This window comes from Streptomyces sp. NPDC104096 (genome assembly GCF_055584385.1).
In genome coordinates, this window is the sequence record NZ_JBVJMD010000007.1 from 205,894 (window position 1) to 231,252 (window position 25,359).

General features: G+C 70.1%; 21 protein-coding genes and 2 tRNA genes. 4 read left to right on the plus strand and 19 right to left on the minus strand.

The genetic code is table 11. The annotated features are described in order from the left end of the window. Nucleotides 1-10 precede the first annotated feature (10 nt). From rodA to ACZ60B_RS11115, 9 genes are all read right to left on the minus strand, one after another. Nucleotides 11-1,207 (minus strand): rod shape-determining protein RodA, encoded by a 1,197-nt coding sequence (gene rodA, locus ACZ60B_RS11075; RefSeq protein ID WP_469385707.1) that lies wholly within the window; start codon nt 1,205-1,207, stop codon nt 11-13. Next, nucleotides 1,204-3,453, minus strand: coding sequence for a penicillin-binding protein 2 (mrdA, locus tag ACZ60B_RS11080; RefSeq protein WP_469385708.1), 2,250 nt, complete (start codon nt 3,451-3,453; stop codon nt 1,204-1,206). The genes rodA and mrdA overlap by 4 nt, the downstream gene beginning before the upstream one ends. Before the next feature lie 80 nt (nt 3,454-3,533). Next, nucleotides 3,534-4,205, minus strand: coding sequence for a rod shape-determining protein MreD (gene mreD / locus ACZ60B_RS11085; protein WP_469385709.1), 672 nt, complete (start codon nt 4,203-4,205; stop codon nt 3,534-3,536). Between the two features lie 13 nt (nt 4,206-4,218). Next, the gene (mreC, locus tag ACZ60B_RS11090; RefSeq protein ID WP_469385710.1) at nt 4,219-5,163 is read right to left on the minus strand and encodes a rod shape-determining protein MreC; all 945 of its coding nucleotides are present in this window, start codon (nt 5,161-5,163) and stop codon (nt 4,219-4,221) included. Nucleotides 5,164-5,337: 174 nt separating this feature from the next. Beyond that, the gene (locus ACZ60B_RS11095) at nt 5,338-6,357 is read right to left on the minus strand and encodes a rod shape-determining protein (RefSeq protein WP_152894040.1); all 1,020 of its coding nucleotides are present in this window, start codon (nt 6,355-6,357) and stop codon (nt 5,338-5,340) included. Between the two features lie 304 nt (nt 6,358-6,661). Further along, nucleotides 6,662-7,075, minus strand: a complete 414-nt coding sequence (gene ndk / locus ACZ60B_RS11100; protein ID WP_469385711.1) for a nucleoside-diphosphate kinase — start codon at nt 7,073-7,075, stop codon at nt 6,662-6,664. Nucleotides 7,076-7,141: 66 nt separating this feature from the next. Continuing rightward, nucleotides 7,142-7,498 (minus strand): DUF4233 domain-containing protein, encoded by a 357-nt coding sequence (locus tag ACZ60B_RS11105; protein WP_469385712.1) that lies wholly within the window; start codon nt 7,496-7,498, stop codon nt 7,142-7,144. Nucleotides 7,499-7,506: 8 nt separating this feature from the next. Beyond that, on the minus strand, nt 7,507-9,027 hold the full coding sequence (folC, locus tag ACZ60B_RS11110; RefSeq protein WP_469385713.1) for a bifunctional tetrahydrofolate synthase/dihydrofolate synthase: 1,521 nt from the start codon (nt 9,025-9,027) through the stop codon (nt 7,507-7,509). A gap of 88 nt (nt 9,028-9,115) precedes the next feature. Next, nucleotides 9,116-11,740, minus strand: coding sequence for a valine--tRNA ligase (locus ACZ60B_RS11115; protein WP_469385714.1), 2,625 nt, complete (start codon nt 11,738-11,740; stop codon nt 9,116-9,118). Between the two features lie 135 nt (nt 11,741-11,875). Between ACZ60B_RS11115 and ACZ60B_RS11120 the strand changes: the two genes are divergently transcribed. Next, on the plus strand, nt 11,876-12,856 hold the full coding sequence (locus ACZ60B_RS11120; protein ID WP_469385715.1) for a hypothetical protein: 981 nt from the start codon (nt 11,876-11,878) through the stop codon (nt 12,854-12,856). 93 nt (nt 12,857-12,949) lie between these two features. Here the strand turns inward: ACZ60B_RS11120 and clpX are convergent, their stop codons facing one another. The 5 genes from clpX to ACZ60B_RS11145 all read right to left on the minus strand — a co-directional run bounded on the left by clpX (nt 12,950) and on the right by ACZ60B_RS11145 (nt 18,368). Next, complete coding sequence (gene clpX / locus ACZ60B_RS11125; protein WP_469385716.1) at nt 12,950-14,236, minus strand: ATP-dependent Clp protease ATP-binding subunit ClpX; 1,287 nt, start codon at nt 14,234-14,236, stop codon at nt 12,950-12,952. A 194-nt stretch (nt 14,237-14,430) separates the two neighbouring features. Continuing rightward, on the minus strand, nt 14,431-15,111 hold the full coding sequence (locus ACZ60B_RS11130; protein WP_392611459.1) for an ATP-dependent Clp protease proteolytic subunit: 681 nt from the start codon (nt 15,109-15,111) through the stop codon (nt 14,431-14,433). A 158-nt stretch (nt 15,112-15,269) separates the two neighbouring features. Beyond that, complete coding sequence (locus ACZ60B_RS11135; protein ID WP_385538268.1) at nt 15,270-15,878, minus strand: ATP-dependent Clp protease proteolytic subunit; 609 nt, start codon at nt 15,876-15,878, stop codon at nt 15,270-15,272. An 841-nt stretch (nt 15,879-16,719) separates the two neighbouring features. After that, nucleotides 16,720-18,108 carry a trigger factor gene (gene tig, locus ACZ60B_RS11140; protein ID WP_469385717.1) on the minus strand — a complete coding sequence of 463 codons (1,389 nt, stop codon included), beginning with the start codon at nt 18,106-18,108 and terminating at the stop codon, nt 16,720-16,722. A gap of 183 nt (nt 18,109-18,291) precedes the next feature. Next, nucleotides 18,292-18,368 (minus strand) — tRNA-Pro (locus tag ACZ60B_RS11145). 139 nt (nt 18,369-18,507) lie between these two features. Between ACZ60B_RS11145 and ACZ60B_RS11150 the strand changes: the two genes are divergently transcribed. Further along, a tRNA-Gly gene (locus tag ACZ60B_RS11150) sits at nt 18,508-18,578 on the plus strand. 264 nt (nt 18,579-18,842) lie between these two features. Here ACZ60B_RS11150 and ACZ60B_RS11155 read toward each other — a convergent pair. Next, a complete protein-coding gene (locus ACZ60B_RS11155) occupies nt 18,843-19,037 on the minus strand; it encodes a hypothetical protein (RefSeq protein WP_069772786.1) in 195 nt (64 codons plus the stop codon). A gap of 551 nt (nt 19,038-19,588) precedes the next feature. Here ACZ60B_RS11155 and ACZ60B_RS11160 point away from each other — a divergent pair. Then, on the plus strand, nt 19,589-20,677 hold the full coding sequence (locus ACZ60B_RS11160) for an acyltransferase family protein (protein ID WP_469385761.1): 1,089 nt from the start codon (nt 19,589-19,591) through the stop codon (nt 20,675-20,677). A 115-nt stretch (nt 20,678-20,792) separates the two neighbouring features. On the opposite strand, the gene ACZ60B_RS11165 is transcribed toward ACZ60B_RS11160, so the two are convergent. Next, on the minus strand, nt 20,793-21,242 hold the full coding sequence (locus tag ACZ60B_RS11165) for an HD domain-containing protein (protein ID WP_469385718.1): 450 nt from the start codon (nt 21,240-21,242) through the stop codon (nt 20,793-20,795). An 8-nt stretch (nt 21,243-21,250) separates the two neighbouring features. Then, nucleotides 21,251-22,429, minus strand: coding sequence for a PP2C family protein-serine/threonine phosphatase (locus ACZ60B_RS11170; RefSeq protein WP_469385719.1), 1,179 nt, complete (start codon nt 22,427-22,429; stop codon nt 21,251-21,253). A gap of 162 nt (nt 22,430-22,591) precedes the next feature. On the opposite strand from ACZ60B_RS11170, the gene ACZ60B_RS11175 reads away from it, so the two are divergent. Then, a complete protein-coding gene (locus ACZ60B_RS11175; protein WP_469385720.1) occupies nt 22,592-23,845 on the plus strand; it encodes a GNAT family N-acetyltransferase in 1,254 nt (417 codons plus the stop codon). Between the two features lie 60 nt (nt 23,846-23,905). Here ACZ60B_RS11175 and ACZ60B_RS11180 read toward each other — a convergent pair whose 3' ends face one another. Together ACZ60B_RS11180 and ACZ60B_RS11185 are read right to left on the minus strand one after the other, a co-directional pair. Next, nucleotides 23,906-24,724 (minus strand): Fpg/Nei family DNA glycosylase, encoded by an 819-nt coding sequence (locus ACZ60B_RS11180; protein WP_469385721.1) that lies wholly within the window; start codon nt 24,722-24,724, stop codon nt 23,906-23,908. Between the two features lie 133 nt (nt 24,725-24,857). Further along, entirely contained in the window at nt 24,858-25,343 is a 486-nt protein-coding gene (locus tag ACZ60B_RS11185) for a ribose-5-phosphate isomerase (RefSeq protein ID WP_469385722.1), read from the minus strand. Nucleotides 25,344-25,359 lie beyond the last annotated feature (16 nt).

The window sequence follows — 25,359 nt, forward strand, 5'->3', positions numbered from 1 at the left end:
GTGCGGCCCGTCAGGCCGACATGGGCCGCTGCACCCTGATCGACTGGAGCAGCCCTATGGCCACCCAGACCGCGAACATCGACGTGCCTCCGTACGACACGAACGGCAGCGGCAGACCGGTGACCGGCATGATGCCGAGGGTCATGCCGATGTTCTCGAAGGACTGGAAGGCGAACCAGGCGACGATCCCGGCGGCGACGACGGTGCCGTACAGCTCGGTCGTCTCGCGGGCGATCCGGCAGGCGCGCCACAGGACCACGCCGAGCAGGACGATGATCAGGCCCGCGCCGACGAAGCCCAGTTCCTCGCCGGCGACCGTGAAGACGAAGTCCGTCTGCTGTTCGGGCACGAACTGGCCGGTGGTCTGCGAGCCGTGGAAGAGGCCGGCGCCGGTCAGGCCGCCGGAGCCGATCGCGATACGGGCCTGGTTGGTGTTGTAGCCGACGCCCGCGGGGTCGAGCTCGGGGTTGGCGAAGGCCGCGAAGCGGTTGATCTGGTACTCGTCCAGGATGTGCAGCTGCCAGACGGCGACCGCGCCGAGCGCGCCCGCGCCGATCAGGCCGAACACCCAGCGGTTGGAGGCGCCGGAGGCGAGCAGCACGCCCAGCACGATGATGACCATGACCATGACCGAGCCGAGGTCGGGCATGAGGAGCACGATCAGCATCGGGACCGAGGCCAGTCCCAGGGCCTGCAGGACGGTGCGGTGGTCGGGGTGCTGCCGGTCGCCCGCGTCGACCCGGGTCGCCAGCAGCATCGCCATGCCCAGGATGATCGTGATCTTCACGAACTCCGAGGGCTGGAGCGAGAAGCCGCCGCCGAGCACGATCCACGAGTGCGCGCCGTTGACCGTCGAGCCCAGCGGGGTGAGCACCAGGAGGATCCCGAAGACCGAGGCGCCGTACAGCAGCGGCACGGCCGTGCGCAGGGTGCGGTGGCCGAGCCAGACCGTGCCGATCATCAGGGCGAACCCGATGCCGGTGTTCATCAGGTGCCGGAGCAGGAAGTAGTACGGGTCGCCCTGGTTGATCTCGGTGCGGTTGCGGGTCGCGGAGTAGACGAGCAGCGAGCCGAGGAACGACAGGGCCAGGCCCGCCAGCAGGATCGGCCAGTCGAGCCTGCGCGCCAGCGAGTCACGGGCGAAGACCCGGGTCCAGCCGGCCCGTTCGGGCCCGTAGCCGGAGACGGAGAAGCTGTTCCCGGTCATGCGAGCGTCCTCCGGCTCCCCCTGCGGCGCGACCGCCTGCGGGTGTCACGGTTGCCCGTGGTGGGCGAGGCCGTGGTCGCCGCGGGCTGCGAGTCGTCCGGGGAGGGCGACTCCGTCGGCTCGGCGTGCAGGTCCTCGGCCGGGTCGCGGGAGATCTTGGGGCTGGCGATCGTGCCGTCCGTGCGGACCTGGGGCAGGCCCTTCTGCGGGGTGTACAGCAGCGCCTTCTTCTTGTCGATCGCGCCGTCGGCCTGGACGCCGTACAGGGCGCTGTAGATGTTGCGGACGGCCTCACCGGAGGCACCGGAACCGGTACCGGCCTGGGAGATCGTCATGATGATCGTGTAGTCCTTGCTGTACGTCGCCAGCCAGGAGGTGGTCTGCTTGCCGTAGACCTCGGCGGTACCGGTCTTGCCGTGCAGGGCGATCTTGTCCTGCGGCCAGCCGCCGAACTTCCAGGCGGCGGTACCGCGGGTGATGACGCCCGCGAAGGCCTCGTTCATGCCCTTGATGGTCGCCTTGCCGACCGGCAGCTTCCCCTGCTTCTTCGGCTTGATCTCCTGGACGGTCTTGCCGTCGGCGCTGATGATCGCCTTGCCGATGGTCGGCGTGTACATCGTGCCGCCGTTGGACACCGCCGAGTAGATGACGGCCTCCTGGATCGGGGTGACGAGGGTGTCGCCCTGACCGATGGAGTAGTTGATCTCGTCACCCTCGCGCATCTTGTTGCCCTCGAGGCAGTTCTCGTACTCGATCTTCTCGACGTACGAGCCGTCCTTCTTGCCGGACTTGCACCAGGCGTCCTTGTTGGCCTTCCAGTAGTTCAGCTTCCACTGGCGGTCCGGGACGCGGCCGGTGACCTCGTTGGGCAGGTCGACGCCGGTCTCCTTGCCGAGGCCGAACTGGTGGGCGGTCTTGAAGAACCAGTCCTTGGGCTGGCCCTTCTTGGGGTTGATGCCGCCGTCCTTCTTCCACTCCCGGTCCGCGAGGCCGTAGAAGACGGTGTCGCAGGAGACCTCCAGGGCGCGGCCGAGCGAGATCGGGCCGAAGCTCTCGCCCTCGAAGTTCTTGAAGACCTGGCCGCCGACGGAGTAGGAGCTGGTGCAGGGGTAGCCGCCGTCCCACTCGTACCCCGCCTGCACGGCGGCGGCGGTGGAGACGACCTTGAACGTCGAACCGGGCGCGGACTGACCCTGGATGGCGCGGTTGAGCAGCGGGTAGTCGGAGTTCTTGCCGGTGAGCTTCTTGTAGTCCTTGGCGGAGATCCCGCCGACCCAGACGTTCGGGTCGTAGGTCGGGGCGGACGCCATGGCGACGATGCGCCCGGTCTTGGCCTCCATCACCACGACCGCGCCGGAGTCGGCCTTGTAGTTCTCGCCGGTGATCTTGTCGAACTGCTGGCGGGCGGTCTTCATCGCCTGGTTCAGCTCGTACTCGGCGACCCGCTGGACGCGGGAGTCGATGCTGGTGACGAGGTTGGAGCCGGACTCGGCGGGGTCGGCCTCGGCCTGGCCGATGACCCGGCCCAGGTTGTCGACCTCGTAGCGGGTGACGCCGGCCTTGCCGCGCAGTTCCTTGTCGTACTGGCGCTCCAGGCCGCTGCGGCCGACCTGGTCGGAGCGCAGGTAGGGCGAGTCGGTGTCCTGGGCCTCGGTGATCTCGTCGTCGGTGACGGGCGAGAGGTAGCCGAGGACCTGGGCGGCGTTGGACTTGCCGGGTGCCGCGTAGCGGCGCATCGCCTCCGGCTCGGCCGTGATGCCGGGGAAGTCCTCGGCGCGCTCGCGGATCTGGAGGGCCTGCTTGGGGGTGGCCTCGTCGGTGATGGGGATCGGCTGGTAGGGCGAGCCGTTCCAGCACGGCTGGGGCGTCTTGGCGTCGCACAGCCGGACCTTCTGCATGACCTCGGTGGGGTCCATGCCGAGGACTCCCGCGAGCTTGGTGAGGACGGCCTTGCCGTCGTCCCTCTGCTTCAGCAGGTCGGTCCGGGAGGCGGAGACCACGAGCCGGGTCTCGTTGTCGGCCAGGGCCACTCCGCGCGCGTCCAGGATCGAGCCGCGCACGGCGGGCTGGACGACCTGCTGGACGTGGTTGCCGGAGGCCTCCTTGGCGTACGCGTCGCCCTCCCGGATCTGCAGGTACCACAGGCGGCCGCCGAGGGTGCCGAGCAGGGAGAGGACGAGGATCTGGATCACGACGAGCCGGATCTGGACGCGTGGGGTCCGTCCGGTCTCGGGAATGTTGGTCACGGTGGTCGGCTCCCCCTCTCAGTGTGTGCCTGAGTCATATACGACGGACCTGTGCGGCCCTGCGGCCAACTGCCGTCCGGTCACAGTCGCTTGACCCCCTTGATGCGGCCGGCGCGCGCGGTGCGGGCCTTGGCCGCCTTCACGCGCAGCCCGTTGCGCTGGCCGCCGATGCGCAGGCCGGTGCCCGAGGACAGCCAGCCGGAGGAGATGTCGGTGCCCTTCGTGGGCGAGTTCGCCTCGGCCAGCGGATCGTTCTCGGCCCGCCGGGCCAGCCACATGATGCCGGGGACGACGAACGGGGCGAGCAGCAGGTCGTAGAGGGCGGCGCTGAACAGCAGGCTGCCGAGGCCGACATGGCGGGCGGCGGTGTCGCCGACGAGGGCGCCGACGAGGGCGTACAGCAGTGTGGAGCCGATCGCGGCGGCGACCACCACGGCCATCGGGCCGGTGGCCGACTTCAGCCGGCCGTTCTCCGGTCTGATGAGCCCGGCGAGGTAGCCGATGACGCACAGCACCAGGGCGTAGCGCCCGGCGGCGTGGTCGGCCGGCGGGGCGAGGTCGGCGAGCAGGCCGGCGCCGAAGCCCACCAGGGCTCCGCCCACATGGCCGTACACGATGGCCAGGCCCAGCACGGTGAGCAGCAGCAGATCGGGGACGGCGCCCGGGAGGTGGAGCCGGGCGAGCACGCTCACCTGGAGCACCAGGGCGACGACGACCAGCGCCGTGGAGAGCAGGATCCGGTTGACGCGCATGGGGATTCAGCTCCTACTGCTGCTCGGACTGGCCGTCGGCGGGCGCGTCGGCGGACGGGGTGATGGTGATGGTCACCGTCGGCGTGGGCACGGGCTTGGGCTTCTTCGGAAGCACCGTGTCGCGCGGGTCCTTGGCCGGGGCCTGGACGACGACGCCGACGATGTCGAGCTTGGTGAAGCTGACGTACGGCGTGACGTAGAGGGTGCGGGTGAGATCGCCGCCGGAGGGGTCGACGCGGGAGACCACGCCGACCGGGACGCCCGGGACGAAGGGCTTGTCGGCCTGCGAGCCGAAGGTGACCAGGCGGTCGCCCTTCTTCACCTCGGCCTTGCCGTTGAGGAGTTCCACGCGCAGCGGGCGGTCGCCCTGCCCGGAGGCGAAGCCGAGCTCGTCGCCGGCCTCCATGCGGGTGCCGACGGTGAAGTCGGGGTCGTTGGCGAGCAGGACGGTCGCGGTGTCCGGCCCGACGGTGGTGACCCGGCCGACCAGGCCGTCGCCGTTCAGGACGGTCATGTCGCGCTGGATGCCGTCCTTGGCGCCGACGTCGATGGTGACGGTCCAGGAGAAGCCCTGGGCCGCTCCTATCGCGATGACCTCGGCGCCCTTGATGCCGTACTGGCCGGTGCCCGCCATCTTCAGCATGTTGTCGAGCTGCCTGAGGCGGCTGGTGTTGCGGTCGTCGCTGCCGAGCTTCGCCTTGAGCGCCGCGTTCTCCTTCTCCAGGAGGGCGAGCCGGTCGTGGCGCTCGTCGGAGTCGCGGACGGCGGAGACCGCGTTGCCGACCGGGTCGACCACCGACGACACGCCGTTCTCGATCGGGCCGAAGACCGTGGCCGCGGCGTGTCGGGCGCCCTCGACCGGGGAGTCCTCCCCACCGCGGATGTCCACCGTGATCAGTGCGAACGCGATGGCGATCAGCAGCACCAGGAGCAGCCGGCTCTCTCGTGTGTCCCTCACGTGCGGCGGCCGTGCCTTCCTCATAGGAATACGGGCAGAAATGGGAAAACCAGGGAACCCCGAGGAACCCTCCGAGGTTCCGGGAGAGGCTCGTTCGGGGGAGCTTATGTCTCTGTGTCAACGACCCGCCGTACGAGGACGGTTCGTCTCGTACGGCGGGATCGAAGCGTCACGTCATCTGCGCGGCGCGGCGTCCAGGACCTGCTGGAGGGCCTCGAACTCCTCGACGCACTTGCCGGAACCGAGCGCCACGCTGTCCAGCGGGTCCTCGGCGATGTGGATCGGCATACCGGTCTCGCGGCGCAGCCGCTCGTCCAGACCGCGCAGCAGGGCGCCACCGCCGGTCAGCACGATGCCCCGGTCCATGATGTCGCCGGAGAGCTCCGGCGGGCACTTGTCGAGGGTGGTCTTGACCGCGTCGACGATCGCGTTGACCGGCTCCTCGATCGCCTTGCGGACCTCGGCCGCCGAGATGACGACGGTCTTCGGCAGCCCGGACACCAGGTCCCGGCCGCGGATTTCGGTGTGCTCGTCAGCGTCGAGATCGTACGCCGAACCGATCGTGATCTTGATCTGTTCGGCCGTGCGCTCACCCAGAAGGAGGGAGTACTCCTTCTTGATGTACTGGATGATCGCGTTGTCCAGCTCGTCACCCGCGACACGGATGGACTGGGCGGTGACGATGCCGCCGAGCGAGATGACCGCGACCTCCGTGGTACCGCCGCCGATGTCCACCACCATGTTGCCCGTGGCCTCGTGGACCGGCAGGCCGGAACCGATGGCCGCCGCCATGGGCTCCTCGATGATGTGCACCTGACGGGCGCCGGCCTGGGTCGACGCCTCGATGACGGCGCGGCGCTCGACCCCTGTGATGCCCGAGGGCACACAGACGACGACCCGCGGACGAGCCAGATACCGCCGCTTGTGGATCTTCAGGATGAAGTAGCGGAGCATCCGCTCGGTGATCTCGAAGTCGGCGATCACGCCGTCCTTCAGTGGACGGACGGCAACGATGTTGCCAGGTGTGCGCCCGATCATCTTCTTCGCTTCGGCGCCGACCGCGAGGATGCCACCGGTGTTGGTGTTGATCGCGACGACGGACGGCTCGTTGAGTACGATCCCGCGACCCCTGACGTACACCAGCGTGTTGGCGGTCCCGAGGTCGACAGCCATGTCACGGCCGATGAACGACATTGAGTTCCCCATCAGGATTCGACTGGCCTTCCTGCTGGCTTTTGAGGGCTTTTCAGGTCGGCGAGGTGGGTGCTGTGACGTGAAGGCTTACATCGTAGACGCGCCTGCACGAACACTGCGCGAGGGTCTTCGCCATTGTCATCAGATGCGGGCCCGCCTCGCCCCCGGAGACGGTCCATCGGAGGCACACGTTCCCCCGATCGGCACGCATATGCCGAAGGACGGCCGAAAATGCACGGCCGTCCCAGGTCAGGCGGGCTGGGAGACCTGACGGCCCCTCAAAAAATAGTCCGAAAATTTATTCTCAGGCACGGCCCGGGAAGAAGATCTTCACCTCGCGTTCGGCGGACTCCTCGGAGTCCGAGGCGTGGATCAGGTTCTCCCGGACGATGACACCGAAGTCACCACGGATGGAGCCGGGGGCCGCGGCGATCGGGTCGGTCGGACCGGCCAGCGCCCGCACGCCCTCGATGACCCGCTCACCCTCGACGATCAGGGCCACGGTCGGACCGGACGCCATGAACTCGACCAGCGGCTCGTAGAAGGGCTTGCCCTTGTGCTCCCCGTAGTGCAGCTCCAGGGTCTCCTGGTCCAGGGTGCGCAGCTCCAGCGCGGTGATCTGCCAGCCGGCCTTGCGCTCGATACGGCTGATGATCTCGCCGGTCAGGCCGCGACGGACGGCGTCGGGCTTGAGCAGGACGAGGGTGCGCTGGGTCACGGGAGGACTCCTTCTTGCTGCCGGGTGTGCGGTGGGACGAGGTTACAGGGCGTGTTCGGGCGACCGTCACACAGCGTCAGCCGCGGACGGCTCCGCCTGCGCAGCGAATCTCGCCTTCGCCTCGTCGATCTTCCGCCCGTAGTGCACCGAGGCCCACCACAGCGCCGCGAACAGCACCCCGAGGAAGAACATCGTCGGTACGGCGAAACCGGAGGCGATCAGCGCGATCTGGAGCGCCCAGCCCAGGACGACCCCGCCCGGCCGGGTCACCATGCCGCACAGCGCCACGCACAGGAACATCGCGATGCCGCTGACCGTCCACACGGTCGACATCGACAGGTCGGGATCCTTCATCGCGACCAGACCGGCGAAGCCGATGACGAAGACCTCGCCGATCAGGGTCGAGGAACAGAGCGTACGCACGGGAGAAGTCAGTCCCTTCCCAGGAGCAGCAGCCGGGCCTCGCCGACCGTGATGACGGAACCGGTGACCAGCACCCCGCCGCCGGAGAACTCGCCCTCCTCCTCGGCCAGCGTGATCGCGGCCTCCAGGGCGTCGGGCAGCCGCGGTTCGACCTGGACCCGCTCGTCGCCGAACACCTCGACGGCGATCGCGGCGAGTTCGTCCACGTCCATCGAGCGAGGGGTGGAGTTGCGGGTGACGACGATCTCCGCGAAGACCGGCTCGAACGCCTCGAGCAGCCCGCGCACGTCCTTGTCGCCGCTGGCCCCGACCACACCGATCAGCCGGCTGAAGTCGAACGCCTCGCCGATCGCCTCGGCGGTGACCTGCGCGCCCGCCGGGTTGTGCGCCGCGTCCAGGACGACCGTGGGCGACTGCCGTACGACCTCGAGCCGTCCGGGCGAGGTGACGGCCGCGAAGGCCTTGCGGACGGTGTCCGGATCCAGCGTCTCCGCGCGCTGCGAACCGACGCCGAAGAACGCCTCGACGGCGGCGAGCGCGACGGCCGCGTTGTGCGCCTGGTGGGCGCCGTGCAGGGGCAGATACACCTCGTGGTACTCGCCGCCCAGCCCGCGCAGCGTGAGCAACTGCCCGCCGACGGCGACCTGCCGGGCCACCACGCCGAACTCCAGGCCCTCCCGGGCCACGGTGGCGTCCACCTCCACGGCCTTCTTCAGCAGCACCTGCGCCGCGTCGACCGGCTGCTGCGCCAGGATGACCGTGGCTCCCTGCTTGACGATGCCGGCCTTCTCGGCGGCGATCTCGCCGGGCGTCGCACCGAGCCGGTCGGTGTGGTCCAGGGAGATCGGGGTGACCACCGCGACGTCCCCGTCGATGACGTTGGTGGCGTCCCAGCTGCCGCCCATGCCCACCTCGACCACGGCGACGTCCACCGGCGCGTCCGCGAAGGCCGCGTACGCCATGCCGGTCAGCACCTCGAAGAAGGACAGCCGGTACTCCTGCCGGGCGTCGACCATCTCGACGTACGGCTTGATGTCCTGGTACGTCTCCACGAACCGCTCGGCGGGGATCGGGCCGCCGTCCATGCTGATGCGTTCGGTGATCGACTGCACGTGCGGCGAGGTGTAGCGGCCGGTGCGCAGCTCGAAGGCGCCGAGCAGCGCCTCGATCATGCGGGCGGTGGAGGTCTTGCCGTTCGTCCCCGTGATGTGGATCGACGGGTACGCCCGCTGCGGGTCACCCAGGACGTCCATCAGCGCGGAGATCCGGGAGACGGAGGGCTCCAGCTTGGTCTCGCCCCAGCGGGTCGCGAGCTCCGTCTCGACCTCGCGCAGGGCCCGGTCGACCTCGGGGTCCTCGGGCCGGGCCGGCACGTCGGGCTGCGGCGGCCCGCCCTGGGTGCGCAGGGTACGGCTGCCTGCCTCGATCACCGCGAGGTCCGGGTCGCGGTCCGTCTCCGCCTCGACGATCTCCTCGAAGGGGTCGAGGGGGTCGGGCCGGTCGCTGCTGTCTGGGGGGAGCTCGCTCACGCCGCCAGTCTACGGAGCATGGCCGACAGACGCGGACGAAGGCCCCCGGAACGAGTGGTTCCGGGGGCCTTCGTGGACGTACGGGCCGTCAGGCCGCCGGGAGGCGGTCCAGCTGGGCCTGGATACGGGCGATGTCCTCGTCCGCCTTGGCCAGACGGGTGCGGATCTTGTCGACCACGTTGTCCGGGGCCTTGGCGAGGAACGCCTCGTTGCCGAGCTTGGCGTTGGCCTGGGCCTTCTCCTTCTCGGCGGCGGCCAGGTCCTTGGCGAGCCGCTTGCGCTCGGCGGCCACGTCGATCGTGCCGGACAGGTCGAGGGCGACCTCGGCGCCCGCGACCGGCAGCGTCGCCGTGGCGGTGAACGCGTCGCCCTCCGGCTGGAGCCGCAGCAGCTGGCGGATCGCCGCCTCGTGCGGGGCGAACGGCGTGCCGTCGAGGGTCAGCCGGGCCGGGACCCGCTGGCCGGGCTGGAGCCCCTGGTCGGCACGGAAGCGCCGGACCTCGGTGATGACCGACTGGAGGCTCTCGATCTCCCGCTCCGCCTCGGCGTCACGGAATCCGCTGTCCGTGGGCCACTCGGCGACGACGACCGACTCGCCACCGGTGAGGGTGGTCCAGAGGGTCTCGGTGACGAACGGGACCACCGGGTGCAGCAGCCGCAGCGTGACGTCGAGGACCTCGCCGAGGACGCGCTTGCTGACCTCGGCCGGCTCGCCGCCCGCCTGGAACGTCGTCTTGGACAGCTCGACGTACCAGTCGAAGACCTCGTCCCAGGCGAAGTGGAACAGGGCGTCCGACAGCTTGGCGAACTGGAAGTCCTCGTAGAGCGCGTCGACTTCGGCGACGACCGCGTTCAGCCGGGACAGGATCCAGCGGTCGGTCGCCGACATGGCGGAGGCGTCCGGCAGCGGGCCGTCGACCGTGGCGCCGTTCATCAGCGCGAAGCGCGTGGCGTTCCAGATCTTGTTGGCGAAGTTGCGCGAGCCCTGGACCCAGTCCTCGCCGATCGGGACGTCGACGCCGGGGTTGGCGCCACGGGCCAGGGTGAAGCGCAGGGCGTCGCTGCCGTACTTGTCCATCCAGTCCAGCGGGTTGACCGCGTTGCCGAAGGACTTCGACATCTTCTTGCCGAACTGGTCGCGGACCATGCCGTGCAGGGCGATGGTGTGGAACGGCGGGGTGCCGTCCATCGCGTACAGGCCGAACATCATCATCCGGGCGACCCAGAAGAAGAGGATGTCGTAGCCGGTGACCAGGACGGAGTTCGGGTAGAACTTCGCGAGGCTCTCGGTCTGCTCGGGCCAGCCCATCGTGGAGAAGGGCCACAGGCCGGAGGAGAACCAGGTGTCGAGGACGTCGGTGTCCTGGTGCCAGCCCTCGCCGGTCGGGGGCTCCTCGTCCGGGCCGACGCAGACGATCTCGCCGTTCGGGCCGTACCAGACCGGGATGCGGTGGCCCCACCACAGCTGGCGCGAGATGCACCAGTCGTGCAGGTTGTCGACCCAGTCGAAGTACCGCTTCTCCATCTCCTGCGGGTGGATCTTGACCTTGCCGTCGCGGACCGCGTCACCGGCGGCCTTCGCGAGCGGGCCGACCTTGACCCACCACTGCATCGACAGGCGCGGCTCGATGGTGGTCTTGCAGCGCGAGCAGTGGCCGACGGAGTGGACGTACGGACGCTTCTCGGCGACGATCCGGCCCTCGGCGCGCAGCGCGGCGACGATCGCCGAGCGGGCCTCCATCCGGTCCAGGCCCTGGAACGGGCCGTGCACGGTGATGACCGCGTGCTCGTCCATGACCGTGATGGCGGGCAGGTCGTGCCGCTGGCCGATCTCGAAGTCGTTCGGGTCGTGGGCCGGGGTGACCTTGACGGCACCCGTGCCGAACTCGGGGTCGACGTGCTCGTCGGCGACGACCGGGATGGAACGGTCGGTCAGCGGCAGCTTGATGAGCTTGCCGACCAGGTGCTTGTAGCGCTCGTCCTCGGGGTGGACGGCGACGGCGGTGTCGCCGAGCATGGTCTCGGCACGGGTGGTGGCGACGACGATCGTCTCCTCGCCGTCCCCGTACTTCATCGAGACGAGCTCGCCGTCGTCGTCCTGGTACTCGACCTCGATGTCGGAGATCGCGGTCAGACAGCGCGGGCACCAGTTGATGATGCGCTCGGCGCGGTAGATCAGCTCGTCGTCGTAGAGCCGCTTGAAGATGGTCTGGACGGCCTGGGACAGGCCCTCGTCCATGGTGAAGCGCTCGCGCGACCAGGCGACACCGTCGCCGAGGCGGCGCATCTGGCCGGAGATCTGCCCGCCGGACTCGGCCTTCCACTGCCAGACGCGCTCGACGAACGCCTCCCGGCCGAGGTCGTGCCGGGACTTGCCCTCCTTGCCGAGTTCGCGCTCGACGACGTTCTGCGTGGCGATGCCGGCGTGGTCCATGCCGGGCTGCCACAGCGTCTCGTGGCCCTGCATGCGCTTGCGGCGGGTGAGGGCGTCGATGAGCGTGTGCTCGAAGGCGTGCCCGAGGTGCAGGCTGCCCGTGACGTTCGGCGGCGGGATGACGACGGTGTACGCGGGCTTGTCGCTCTTGGCGTCCGCCTCGAAGTAACCCCGCTCTACCCAGCGCTCGTACAGCGGCCCCTCTACGTCGGCCGGCGCGTACTGGGTCGGCAGTTCGGTGTGGGTCGCTGATGGCTGCTGCTGAGCGTTGTCGGTCACGGGGTCAGTTTAGGGGTGTCACACGGTGGTCCCGAAACGCATTTGGTCTGTAACGGTGGCGCCCCCGACGCCATGGGGCGGCTGCGCCTGGGACAGGATGTCAGGAACACATAAGCTCTGGAGGGGAACCCAGTAATGAGTCACAACCAGCCGGGCCCGTACGGCGGGCAGCCCCAGCAGCCCGGACCGTACGGCCAGCCGGGCCCCTACGGCCAGCCCGGCCCGTACGGCCAGCAGCCGCAGGCGCCTCAGCCCGGCTACGGCTACCCCCAGCAGACCCCGCCCGCCCAGCCCGGCTACGGCTACCCGCAGCAGGCCCCGCAGGGCGTGCCGCAGCAGCCGAACCCGTACGGCCAGCAGCCGCCCTACGGGCAGCCTCCGTACGGCCAGCAGCCCTACGGCGTCCCGCAGCCGCCCGCGCCCGGCGGTGGCGGCAAGAAGACGGCGATCGTCCTCGGCGCCGTGGCGGTCGTGGCCGCGATCGCGGTGGGCGCGTGGATGGTGCTCGGCGGCAGCGGCAGCGGTGGCGGCGGCTCGGACATCGCCGACGACGGCCCGCACAAGCTGACCACCCCGGCGACGGTGCTCACGGACTACAAGAAGTCCGCCGACGCCGACAGCGGCGGCTTCGACAAGAACGACGTCAAGGACGCCGAGAAGCACGGCGTGCAGAACGCCAAGGACGTGCACGCCGGTTACCAGTCCGGCGACGAGACCAACTACCTGGCCATGAAGATGGTCAACTTCATGGGCGTGTACGGCGACATCGACGACCCGGAGGCGGTCGTCGACGCGATGTTCGCCGACATGAAGAAGAACGCGGGGGCCGACGAGGGCGAGGTCGTCGGCAGCCCGAAGGCCTACACGCCGGCCGGTCTCGACGGCGCGGTCCTCAAGTGCCAGGAGACCAAGGTCAAGGGCGACGACTCGTCGTCCGGCGCGGCGGCCGGGCCGAGCGAGATCAGCATGCCGGTGTGCATCTGGGGCGACCACAGCACGCTGGGTGTCGTCATCCACATCGACATGGCGGACGCGATGTCCGGCAAGGCCGCCGACCTGGCGGGCGCCGCCGACCTCACGGCGAAGTTCCGCGGCGAGGTACGCGTCAAGGCCTGAGCCCGCTCCGGCGGATCCCCGGACGGCCCGCCGCGACGGCGAAGGGGCCCCGGTCCGAAGACCGGGGCCCCTTTCTCGTACGCGGTGCGGCGGTTACGCCGTCTTCTGCTCTCCCGAGCCGCGGCCGCGGGCGTCGCGCGGGATCAGCGTCGGGTTCACGTTCGAGTGGACGACGTCCGCCGTGATGACGACACGGGCCACGTCCTTGCGGGACGGGACCTCGTACATCACCGACATGAGGACTTCCTCCATGATGGCGCGCAGACCGCGGGCGCCGGTCTGGCGGAGGATCGCCTGGTCGGCGATGGCCTCCAGCGCCTCCCGCTCGAAGTCCAGCTCCACGCCGTCGAGTTCGAACAGGCGCTGGTACTGCTTGACCAGCGCGTTGCGCGGCTCGACGAGGATCTGGAGCAGGGCCTCCCGGTCCAGGTTGTGGACGCTCGTGATGACGGGGAGACGGCCGATGAACTCAGGGATCATGCCGAACTTGACCAGGTCCTCGGGCATGACGTCCTCGAACTGGTCCTTGGCCTCCAGCTCGCGCTTGGAGCGGATCGTCGCGCCGAAGCCGATGCCCTTGGCGCCGGCCCGGGACTCGATGAGCTTCTCCAGGCCCGCGAAGGCGCCGCCCACGATGAACAGGACGTTCGTCGTGTCGATCTGGATGAACTCCTGGTGCGGGTGCTTGCGGCCGCCCTGCGGCGGGACCGAGGCCGTCGTGCCCTCCAGGATCTTCAGCAGCGCCTGCTGCACGCCCTCGCCGCTGACGTCCCGCGTGATCGACGGGTTCTCGCTCTTGCGCGCGACCTTGTCGATCTCGTCGATGTAGATGATCCCGGTCTCGGCCTTCTTGACGTCGTAGTCGGCCGCCTGGATCAGCTTGAGCAGGATGTTCTCGACGTCCTCGCCGACATAACCGGCCTCCGTCAGCGCCGTCGCGTCGGCGATGGCGAACGGGACGTTGAGCATACGGGCGAGGGTCTGCGCGAGGAGCGTCTTGCCGGAGCCCGTGGGGCCCAGCAGAAGGATGTTGGACTTCGCCAACTCGATGGCGTCCTCGCGGCTTTGACCGCCGCCGTTCTCACCGGCCTGGACCCGCTTGTAGTGGTTGTACACCGCGACGGAGAGCGCCTTCTTGGCCGCTTCCTGGCCGACCACATAGCCCTCGAGGAACTCGTAGATCTCGCGGGGCTTGGGGAGTTCCTCCCAGCGCACCTCGCTCGTCTCCGCGAGCTCTTCCTCGATGATCTCGTTGCAGAGATCGATGCACTCGTCGCAGATGTACACACCGGGGCCTGCGATGAGCTTCTTGACCTGCTTCTGGCTCTTGCCACAGAACGAGCACTTGAGCAGATCGCCGCCGTCACCGATGCGTGCCACGGTGTGCTTCCCCTTCGCCTGGGAGACGCCTGGACGCTTACGAGTCCAGCGGCTCCTGGTGCTGCCTTATGTCCGACGGTACCTTGCCGAGCCCCCCGTTCGGGCCCCCCTTGGCACGGTTCACTTTGTCGTGCACCTTGCCGCGCACGGCGCGCGAACCTGCCAAGGGGCGGCAGACGATACATGCCTGAGCGTCAGCGGACGCTGCTGTTGTTCATCTTCCGGGTGGAGATGATCTGGTCGACCAGGCCGTACGCGAGCGCGTCCTCGGCCGTGAGGATCTTGTCGCGCTCGATGTCCTCGCGGATCTTCTCGATCGGCGTGGTGGAGTGCTTGGCCAGCATCTCCTCCAGCTGCGAGCGCATCCGCAGGATTTCGTTCGCGGCGATCTCGAGGTCCGAGACCTGGCCGCGGCCGGTCTCGCTGTAGGGCTGGTGGATCAGCACGCGCGCGTTCGGCAGGGCCATGCGCTTGCCCGGCGTACCGGCCGCGAGAAGGATCGCGGCGGCGGAGGCCGCCTGACCCATGCAGACCGTCTGGATGTCCGGCTTCACGAACTGCATGGTGTCGTAAATCGCAGTGAGCGCGGTGAAGGAGCCGCCGGGGCTGTTGATGTAGACCGAGATGTCACGGTCGGGGTCCATCGACTCCAGGCACAGCAGCTGCGCCATGACGTCGTTGGCGGAGGCGTCGTCGATCTGCACGCCGAGGAAGATCACGCGCTCCTCGAAGAGCTTCGCGTACGGGTCGTACTCGCGGATGCCCTGGGAGGTGCGCTCCACGAAGCGCGGGATGACGTAGCGGGACTCGGCCGAGGGCCCGGTGTACTGGGCGCGCGCACCGTCGTAGAGGCTGCTGCCGGGGAAGTCGTTCACGGTGTCTCCTGAGAGGGGCTGGGGCGGTGGCTGACGGCTGGGACGGCGTGCGGCCCCAAGAGGGACCAAACCCTGTCAACGGACCCGCACACGGCCTCCAGGGGGCCACGACGGGCCACCCATGGACGCCGGGCGCAGTCGGGCCCGAAGGGGCCCGACTACGCCGCTCCGGTACCGCCGCCGCCCGGCATGCCGGCGGCCGTCGGGATGACGTCGTCGATGAGGCCGTACTCCTTGGCCTCGAAGGCGTCGAACCAGCGGTCGCGGTCCGAGTCGCGGGTGACCTGCTCGACCGTCTGACCGGTGTGCTGGGAGGTCAGCTCGGCCATGCGCTTCTTGGTGTGCAGCAGCCGCTCGGCGTGGATCTTGATGTCGGAGGCCGAACCGGCCAGGCCCGCGGAGGGCTGGTGGATCAGGATCTCGGCGTTCGGCAGCGCGAAGCGCTTGCCGGGCGTTCCCGCGCTGAGCAGGAACTGGCCCATCGAGGCCGCCAGACCCATGGCGATGGTCACCACGTCGTTCTTGATGAACTGCATCGTGTCGTAGATCGCCATGCCGGCCGTGATCGAACCGCCGGGGCTGTTGATGTAGAGATAAATGTCCTTCTCCGGATCGGCGGCGAGGAGAAGGAGCTGTGCGGTGATCTTGTTCGCGATGTCGTCGTCGACCGGCTGGCCGAGGAAGATGATCCGCTCGTTGAGCAGCCGGTTGTAGACCTGGTCGCCGAGGCCACCACCGATGGAAGGCTCGCCGGCGGCGGAGGGCATCAGATTCGTCACGTATCCACCTGCTCGTCTTACGACGGCGCCGGGCCGTCTCACGTGTTCTGCCGGGGCGCAGGGCCGTCCGGTCGTTTCCGGAGACTCCCCTGCCCTCGTACTCATGGACCCTAACGCGCGGGTCCCTTCGGGGAATCCCGCAAAGGGAACTGTTCGCTGTGAGCGCAGGTCGCCCGGCGGGCCGGGGCGGAATGCGGGCTGCGGGGGCCTACCGGGGCGCCTGGGGCCGTGGGGCGTACGGGGCGGGGGCAAACCCGGGGGGCGGTGCCGGCGGGGCGTACCGACGGGGCTGGGCGCGCGGTGCCGCGGGCGCCTGGCGCACCGACCGGCCGGCCGCCGCCCGGCCGGGCGGTCCCGCCGCCTCCGGGAGGCCTGCCCGGCCGCACGGTCGCGCGGTTCCCGGGACGCCTTCCCCGTCGTACGGCCTCACGGCCTCCGGGTCGCATGCCCGGCCGCGGTCCGGCCGCATGATCTCGCGATTTCCGGGACGCCCGCCCGGCCGCTGCCCGGCCAGGCGGTCCGGCGGTCCTCGGAGGCGGCTCCGGGTGCGGATGCGGCCAGGTGGCCCCACGACTGCGGGGGCCGCCTCCGGCCAGCGGTCCTGCGGTTCCCGGCGCGCGACTCCCGGCGGGCGGCTCTGCGGTTCCGGGCCGCGGTCGGTGTGCGCGGTTCGCGGTCCCCGGCGGTCGGTGTGCGCGGTTCGCGGTCCCCGGCGGTCCCTGTGGCGGTTCGCGGTGCCGGGGCGCGGACCCGGTGTACGGCGAAGGGCCCCGGGGCGCGGTGCGTCCCGGGGCCCTTCGCCCTGCGTGTGTCAGAAGCGGCGCGAGGCTCAGGCCTCGGGCTTCTCCTCGACCTCGGCCTCGGCGTCGGCCTCGGTCGTCTCGGCGGCGGCCTCCTCGGCCTCCTCCTCGTCGTCCAGGTCGACTACCTCGCCGTTGGTGTCCTTGACCGTGGCGGCCTCGACGACCAGGGCCAGGGCCTTGCCGCGGGCGACCTCGCCGACCAGGAGCGGAACCTGGCCGCCCTCGACGACCGCCTGGGCGAACTGGTCGGGGGACATGCCGGAGGACGCGGCGCGACGCATGAGGTGCTCGGTGAGCTCCTCCTGGTTGACGTTCAGGTTCTCCCGCTTGACGAGCTCGTCCAGCACGAACTGCGTCTTGATGCCCTTGACCGCGGCCTCGTTGGTCTCGGCGTCGAACTCCTCCTCGGTCTTGCCCTGGATCTCCAGGTACTTCGCGAGGTCGAGGCCCATCTGGCCGAGCTGGTGGTGCTCGAGGTTGTGCTTACGGGTGTTGATCTCGTCCTCGAGCAGCTTCTCGGGGACCGGGACCTCGACCAGCTCGAGCAGCTTCTCCAGGACGCGCTCCTGGGCCTGCGTGGCCTGGTCGTACTGCTTCATGTTCTCGAGGCGCTTGCGGCTGTCGGCCTTGAGCTCGTCGAGGGTGTCGAACTCGGAGGCGAGCTGCGCGAACTCGTCGTCCAGCTCGGGCAGTTCGCGGGCGGCGACCTGGGTGACCTTGACGGTGACCTCGGACTCCTTGCCGGCCGCCGAGCCACCCTTGAGCTCGGAGGTGAAGGTGGCCTCGCCACCGGCCTCCAGGCCCTTCACGGCGTCGTCGATGCCGTCCAGCAGTTCGCCGGAACCGATGGTGTACGAGACACCCTCGGCGATGCCGTCCTCGAGGACCTCGCCGTCGACCTTGGCCTGCAGGTCGATGGTGATGACGTCGCCGTCCTCGGCGGCACGCTCGACGGGGCTCGTCGACGCGAAGCGCTCACGGAGCTGCTCCACCGACTTCTCGACGTCCTCGTCCGACACCTCGACGGCGTCGACCTCGACCTCGATGCCGGAGAAGTCCGGGATCTCCAGGGCCGGGCGGATGTCGACCTCGGCGGTGAAGTTCAGCGTCTCGCCGTCCTTCAGCTCCGTGATGTCGACCTCGGGCTGGCCCAGCACGGCGAGCTCGGCCTCGTTGACCGCCTCCGTGTAGAACTTCGGAAGCGCGTCGTTGACGGCCTCCTCCAGCACGGCGCCACGGCCGAACCGCTGGTCGATGACCCGGGCCGGAATCTTGCCCTTGCGGAAGCCCTTCACCGTGACCTGCTGGTTGATCTTCTTGTACGCCGCGTCGAGGCTGTCCTTGAGCTCCTCGAAGGGCACCTCGACAGTGAGCCGAACCCGGGTCGGGTTCAGGGTCTCCACGGCGCTCTTCACGGTTCGGTCTCCTTGTGGCTGACTTCTTGGTTTCTGCCGGGACCCGACGGGTCCGGCGGATTTCGTCGCCCGGAGACTTCAGAACAAGAGACACACGGGCGCGCAGTTTGCATAGTAACCGCAGCGGCTACCCGCCCCCAAAGGCGATCACGCGAGGGTGATCCGTCCGGACTGCCGTCCGGATGGTCGGGGTGGCGGGATTTGAACCCACGGCCTTCCGCTCCCAAAGCGGACGCGCTACCAAGCTGCGCCACACCCCGTCTGGTGCGAGACGTAGGGTACATGCCCGCAGGCAGCGGGGCTGCCGGATTTTCCGCGGACGCGGGGAGTGTGCGGTGAGCGCGTGCGAACCGCTACGATGCCTGTGTGCCGCGGTCACCTGACCTGCGACACGTCCGTGCGGGCGTAGCTCAATGGTAGAGCCCTAGTCTTCCAAACTAGCTACGCGGGTTCGATTCCCGTCGCCCGCTCTGCGTGAATTCAGGGTCCGGTCCGAAGAGTGATCTTCCGATCGGGCCCTGACGCGTTTGCCGGCGCCGGGGCCGAGATCACTCCGCCTGGATCACTCCACCCGAATCGATTCGCCGGGATCACTCGTCCGGGATCGCTTCGGCGCGCCCGGGATCGCTCCCCCGCGCCCCCGGGTGCCGCCGGGCGCAGGGTCGCCCGCTCCGGCGCGCGCGTCATCGCTCCCGCGCGCCCCCGCGTCGAACGATCCCGCCGGAGCGGCCGGCTCAGAAGTTGATCGAGTTGATCGTGTCCGCGAGCGAGTTCAGGAAGCGGTTTATCGACGGAGCCATGCCCGTCGAGGCGAGGAAGAAGCCGAACAGGATCGCGACGATCGCCGGGCCCGCCTTGATCGAGCCGCCCCGGATCAACACCACCAGGATGATCGCCAACAGCAGCACCACGGACAGTGAAATGGCCACAACTGATCACACCCTCGGTCGGTCCGCTCTCCCGGCCCGGGGATGCCGGCCCCGCGCACCCCCGCCAGAACCATCGTGCCACCAACACGGCCCGCGTATGCGGCCCGTGACGCATCATCGGCCGGAACCGGGCTCCGGTGTTCGCGCGGAACGATGCCCGACGGGGTGGGCACAGCATTTCGAGGTCCCACTCGCACAGGTAATTACACGGACCGTTTCGATATCCGCACAGCCCGTCCGCAGTCAATTCGAATTACCGGCCGGGGAACGCGACGGGCGTCCCCACCAGCGCCGGTATGCACCCTTTCGTATGGATGAATTGCGACATCAGGGGAGGAACCTCCACGCCAGGACGTCGACCATGTGGGCGCCATCACGTCGGCGATGAAGTCGACTTGGGGAAATCCGTGGGTACCCGGACCCGATAAACCGTATTGACGTGGGGTGTTTTACGGAAACCCACGGACGACGCTAGGGTGCCTCAAATGTTCCACGCCGCCTCGCCCCCGCCGCACGTCCAGCAGGACCAGATCAATCAGGACAAGCGAGACATGCAGAACAAGCAGCACGAGACCGGCGACGGGCCGCATAACAGACCCGAGCGGCGTGACTCGTTCTTCGACAACGCCAAGTACCTGGCGATCGTGCTGGTGGCCGTGGGCCACTCCTGGGAGCCGTTGAAGGGCGACAGCCGGATCCTCCAGGGCGCCTACATGGTCGTGTACGCGTTCCACATGCCCGCGTTCGTCATCATCTCCGGCTTCTTCTCCCGGAGTTTCGACGCGCGCCCGGACCGGCTCAAGCGGCTCGTCACCGGTGTCGCGGTGCCGTACGTCCTGTTCGAGACGGCCTATCCGTTGTTCAAGCGGGTCGTGGACCACACCCCGGACCAGGAGATCAGCCTCCTCGACCCCTGGTACCTGACCTGGTTCCTGTGCGCCCTGTTCATCTGGCGGCTCACCACGCCGATCTGGAAGCTGGTGCGCCACCCGCTGCCGCTCGCGCTCGGGGTGGCCGCGCTCGCCTCCGTCACACCGGCCATCGGCGACGACCTGGACCTGCAACGCGTGCTTCAGTTCCTGCCGTTCTTCGTGCTGGGGCTCTGTCTGAAGCCGGAGCACTTCCGGCTGGTGCGCCGCCGCTCGGTGCGGATCGCGGCCGTCCCGGTGTTCGCGTTCGCGCTGGCCTTCGGCTGGTGGGCGGTGCCGCGGATGAACGCCGCGTGGCTCTACCACCGCGACGCCGCACAGGAACTGGCCGCGCCCTGGTGGGCCGGCCCGGTGATGCAACTGGCGCTGTTCGGCTGCTCGCTGGTGCTGACCGCCTGCTTCTTCGCCTGGGTGCCGGGCCGCAGGCTGTGGTTCACGGCGCTCGGCGCGGGCACGCTCTACGGCTATCTGCTGCACGGCTTCCTGATCAAGGCCGGTGTGTACCGCGGCTGGTTCGAGCACACCTGGCTGCACCGGCCGCTCGGCGAGATCTTCGTCAGCGCCCTCGCGGCCGCGGCCGTCACCCTGCTGTGCACCCCGCCCGTGCGGCGGGTGTTCCGGTTCGCGATGGAGCCGACGATGGCGTGGGCCTTCAGGCGGGACGCGGCGGAGGTGGCGCGTGAGCGCGAACGCGTGAAGGTCGGTGCCTGAACGCTCCGCTGGGGGCTTCGGGCTTCGTGAGGCGCCGTCGGGCGTCCGTCGGGTTGCGTCCGCGGGTTCGTCGTGGCTGGTCGCGCAGTTCCCCGCGCCCCTTCGGGGCGCGTCCTCAGGGTGTGGCCCCGGTGAGGCCGAGGAGGTGGCGCATGTGGGCGTATTTCTTGGTCAGGCGGTCCCGGGTGGCCGGGTCCAGGACCGCCAGACGCGCCGGGTCCGCGTTGTGCGCCAGGTCGGCCTCCTTCACCAGCAGCGCCCCGGGCGTGGCGAGGATGCGCCGCGCGTACGCCGCCGGGTCCTCCCCGGCCCGCTTGGTGACGGCGAGCACGATGTCCTTGGTGCGCGCGCTCAGCGCGGCCTCGTGCAGCCACCGCGCGGTCAGCGCGTCGTCCTCGACGGAGTCGTGCAGCCAGGCCGCCGCGATCTGTTCGTCGTCCCCGCCGCGTTCGCGCACACCGTCGGCGACGGCCCGCAGGTGCTCGGCGTACGGCCGTCCCGCCTTGTCGGTCTGTCCCTGGTGCGCCGCCCGGGCCAGCGCCTCCACCTCGGCGAGGGTCAGCATGGCCGTCGTCACCGGACGGCGGCCGCGGTCGGGCCCTCGCGGCAGACCAGCAGCAGCGCCCGGTCGTCGTTGACGTCCTTCGCCACCGCCTCGATGAGGTGCCAGGCGGCGCCCTGGAAGCCGCCGGCCACGTAGCGGTCGGCCTCGCCGGTCAGCCGGTCGATGCCCTCGACGATGTCGCGGTCGGAGGTCTCGACCAGACCGTCGGTGAACAGCATCAGCACGTCGCCGGGGCGCAGGGAGCCCTTGACCGGGTCGAACCGGGCGCCGTCGTAGACACCGAGGAGCGGGCCCTCGGCGGCCTTCTCCTCCCAGCGGCCGCTGCCCGCGCTGAGCTGGAGGCCCGGCGGGTGTCCGGCGGAGTAGAGCTCGTAGTCGCCGGAGTCCAGGTCCAGGACCAGGTGGATGGAGGTCGCGAAACCCTCGTCCCAGTCCTGGCGCAGCAGGTAGCCGTTGGCGGCCGGGAGGAAGGCGTGCGGCGGGAGGGAGCCGAGCAGGCCCCCGAACGCGCCCGACAGCAGCAGGGCGCGGGAGCCCGCGTCCATGCCCTTGCCGGACACGTCGGTCAGGACGACCTCCATCGTGCGGCCGCCGTTCGTGCGGGCCGCGACCACGAAGTCCCCGGAGAAGGACTGGCCGCCCGCGGGGCGCAGCGCCATCTCGCGGTGCCAGCCGCGGGGCAGCTTCGGCAGCTTGCTCTGCACCCGGATGCGTTCGCGCAGGTCGAACAGCATGGTGCCGCCGCGCCGCCAGGGCACGCCGACGCGGCTGCGGAACTGGGCGATCAGCAGTCCGACGAAGCCGCAGGCGGCGACGACCAGGACCACGCCGGGGGTGACCCGGGAGGGGCCCTGGGTGTAGGGCCCCAGTTTCACGGACTCCACGATCAGCGCGGTGGCCGCGGCCGCGTACAGGCCCAGCAGGCTCGCCGGGCGCAGCAGCAGGCCGCCGGCGACGATCGGCAGGACCAGCGCGGCCGGTGAGCACCAGACCGAGTTGGCGAGGGTGGTGGCCGCGATCAGCGGGATGGTGAGCAGCAGTCCGGCCAGCGCGATCCAGTCCGAGCCGTCACCGCGGAAGTAGTCCACGGCGGATCTGCGCACGCCGACGCGAGCCCGGTGCCATTGCATCTTCAACCGGGCCGTGAACGTCTCGGCCGCCGCGCGCCGCTCTCGTTCTGCTGCCATTAGTTCGGGACCCTATCCATCGGACCTGCCGCTTGGCACGGGAGGTCCCGCTTGTCCCCCGTCCGAGCCTCGACCTCACAGTGAACTTCACGGGAGGCCGTCGCGCCGCGGGCACGGAGAAATTGGTTCGCCGGACCCGTGAGGCCCTGGTACGCATGGCCCATGGCACATCACTTGCCCGACGGGGCGACCGAGCTGCGGGTGCTGCGGCGGGACGACTGGGACCAGTGGTACGGCAACCTGATGCGCGCCTTCGGCGGTGGCGAGGAGTCGGCCGAGGTGGTGGCGCTGTGGCGCGACGAGCTCGTCGACGCCGACCGCGCGCTGGGCGTGTGGGACGGGGACCGGTGTGTGGGATCGGCGGGGGCGTACGCGTTCCGGCTTACCGTGCCGGGCGGCGCCTCGGTGCCCGCGGCGGGCATCACGATGGTCGGCGTGGCCGCCACGCACCGCCGGCGCGGGGTGCTGACGTCGATGATGCGACGCCAGCTGGACGATGTGCGGAGCTGGGGCGAGCCGCTGGCGGTGCTCACCGCGTCGGAACCGGCGATCTACGGCCGGTTCGGGTACGCCCAGGCGACCTTCGGGATCAGCGCGGAGATCGACACCGGCCGGGTGACGCTGTCCGTGCCGGACGGCACGGATGCCGTACGTCTGCGCTACGAGCGTCCGGCGGACGTCCTGGACGTGTGCGAGGCGGTGTACGCGCGGACGGTGCCGGTCCGTGCGGGCATGCTGGCCCGGCAGCCCGGCTGGGAGCGGGTGGGGGTGCTGGACCCGGAGCGGGACCGGGACGGCGCGTCGGCGTTGCAGTGCGTGGTGGCCGAGCGGGACGGGGAGCCCACCGGGTACGCCCGGTTCCGGGTCGCGATGCGGTGGACGGACAGCGGGCACGACGGACAGGTGGTCCTCCAGGATCTCGCCGCGCTCGATCCGGCGACGGAGGCGGCCCTGTGGCGCTTCCTGTTCGGCATCGACCTGACGACGTCGCTGAAGGTGCGCGGACGGCCCGTCGACGAGGCCTGGCAGTTCCAGGTGTCCGACATCCGGCGGTGTCGACTGCGGCTGCGGGACTCGTTGTACGTACGGCTGGTGGAGGTCGGGGCGGCGCTGGCGGCGCGGACGTACCAGGCGCCGGTGGACGTGGTGTTCGAGGTCGAGGACGCGTTCTGCCCGTGGAACGCGGGGCGTTGGCGGCTGACCGGGGACGCGAAGGGCGCGTCCTGTGTCCGCACCACGGACCGCGCCGATCTCGCTCTGTCGGTAAGGGAGTTGGCGGCGGCCTATCTCGGCGGGGTGTCGCTGGCCGCGCTGGCGGGGGCCGGCCGGGTGCGCGAGCTGCGGCAAGGGTCCCTGGCCGAGGCCTCGTCGGCGTTCGGCGGGCTCGTGGCCCCCTGGCTGCCGCACGGGTTCTGAGCCGGTCCGGCGGGCGCGCGCACGGCGTGGTCGCGCGGGCCGGTCACGCGGGCCGTCGGGTCAGGTCCGCTGGCAGGTCGGGCACCAGAAGAGGTTGCGGGCGGCGAGGTCGGCGGTGCGGATCCCGTCGCCGCAGAGGTGGCAGGGCATGCTGGCGCGGCGGTAGACGTAGACCTCGCCGCCGTGGTCGTCGACGCGGGGCGGGCGGCCCATCGCCTCCGGGGTGTGCTGCGGGCGGACGGTGTCGATGCGGTTGTTGCGGACGCCCTCGCGCATGAGCCCGACCAGGTCGTCCCAGATCGCGTCCCACTCGGCGGGGGTGATGTCCCGGCCCGCCCGGTAGGGGTCGATGTGGTGCCGGAAGAGGACCTCGGCGCGGTAGACGTTGCCGACCCCGGCGATGACCTTCTGGTCCATGAGGAGCGCGGCGATCGTCGTACGGCTGCGGCGGACGCGGGCGTACGCGGTGGCCGGGTCGGCGTCCGCGCGCAGCGGGTCGGGGCCGAGGCGGTCGTGTATCGCCTGCTTCTCGGCGCGGGTGATCAGCGCGCAGGTGGTGGGGCCGCGCAGGTCGACGTACGCGGTGTCGTTGGCGACGCGCAGGCGGACGGTGTCCGTGGGCGGGGGCGCGGGGGCGTCGCCGAAGTCGACCTTGCCGAAGAGGCCGAGGTGGATGTGGACCCAGTCGGCGTCCTCGCTGTCGCGGAAGCCGAGGAAGAGGTGTTTGCCGTGGGCGTCGGCGGTGCGCAGGACGGCGCCGTCGAGGAGGGCGGCCGCCTCGCCGAACCTGCCCTGGGGGCTGGTGACCCGCGTGGCACGGGCCGCGAAGGCGGCGGCGTAGTCCTGCGCGAGCCGGTGAATCGTGTGCCCCTCTGGCACGTCCTGTCGTCCTTTCCCACCCGTGCTTTTCCCACCCGTACGCCGGTCCCGGGCTCCCGGCCGGTGGATCTCCCGGCCGGTGGAGCCCTGGAGGACCCCGGGGGCCGTCGCCCCCGGGGCCGGGCGTCCGCCGCTACTGCTGCGGGTGGTGCGCCGGGATCGGCGGGAGGTCGCCCGTGGTCTCGTAGTCGGAGAGCATGTCGATGCGGCGGATGTGGCGCTCGTCACCGGAGAACGGCGTGCCGAGGAAGGTCTCGACGAACTTCGTCGCCTCCTCCTGGCTGTGCATCCGCGCGCCCACGGCGACCACGTTCGCGTTGTTGTGCTGCCGGCCGAGGGACGCGGTCTCCTCGCTCCAGGCGAGGGCCGCCCGCACGCCCTTCACCTTGTTCGCGGCGATCTGCTCACCGTTGCCGGAGCCGCCGATGACGATGCCCAGGGCCTCGGGGTCCGCGGCCGTGCGCTCCGCGGCGCGCAGGCAGAAGGGCGGGTAGTCGTCCTGGGCGTCGTAGACGTGGGGGCCGCAGTCGACGGGCTCGTGTCCCGCCTCCTTGAGCCATTCGACGAGGTGGTTCTTGAGTTCGAAGCCCGCATGGTCGGAGCCGAGATACACGCGCATGGATCGAGTGTGACAC

Excerpts from the sequence above, each read along its gene's own strand:
- rodA (WP_469385707.1), bottom strand. The coding sequence starts at position 1,207 with ATGACCGGGAACAGCTTCTCCGTCTCCGGCTACGGGCCCGAACGGGCC.
- mreD (WP_469385709.1), bottom strand. The coding sequence starts at position 4,205 with ATGCGCGTCAACCGGATCCTGCTCTCCACGGCGCTGGTCGTCGTCGCC.
- ACZ60B_RS11095 (WP_152894040.1), bottom strand. The coding sequence starts at position 6,357 with ATGTCGTTCATCGGCCGTGACATGGCTGTCGACCTCGGGACCGCCAAC.
- ACZ60B_RS11120 (WP_469385715.1), top strand. The coding sequence starts at position 11,876 with ATGAGTCACAACCAGCCGGGCCCGTACGGCGGGCAGCCCCAGCAGCCC.
- ACZ60B_RS11135 (WP_385538268.1), bottom strand. The coding sequence starts at position 15,878 with ATGCCCTCCGCCGCCGGCGAGCCTTCCATCGGTGGTGGCCTCGGCGAC.
- ACZ60B_RS11160 (WP_469385761.1), top strand. The coding sequence starts at position 19,589 with ATGCAGAACAAGCAGCACGAGACCGGCGACGGGCCGCATAACAGACCC.
- ACZ60B_RS11165 (WP_469385718.1), bottom strand. The coding sequence starts at position 21,242 with ATGCTGACCCTCGCCGAGGTGGAGGCGCTGGCCCGGGCGGCGCACCAG.
- ACZ60B_RS11170 (WP_469385719.1), bottom strand. The coding sequence starts at position 22,429 with ATGGCAGCAGAACGAGAGCGGCGCGCGGCGGCCGAGACGTTCACGGCC.
- ACZ60B_RS11175 (WP_469385720.1), top strand. The coding sequence starts at position 22,592 with ATGGCACATCACTTGCCCGACGGGGCGACCGAGCTGCGGGTGCTGCGG.
- ACZ60B_RS11185 (WP_469385722.1), bottom strand. The coding sequence starts at position 25,343 with ATGCGCGTGTATCTCGGCTCCGACCATGCGGGCTTCGAACTCAAGAAC.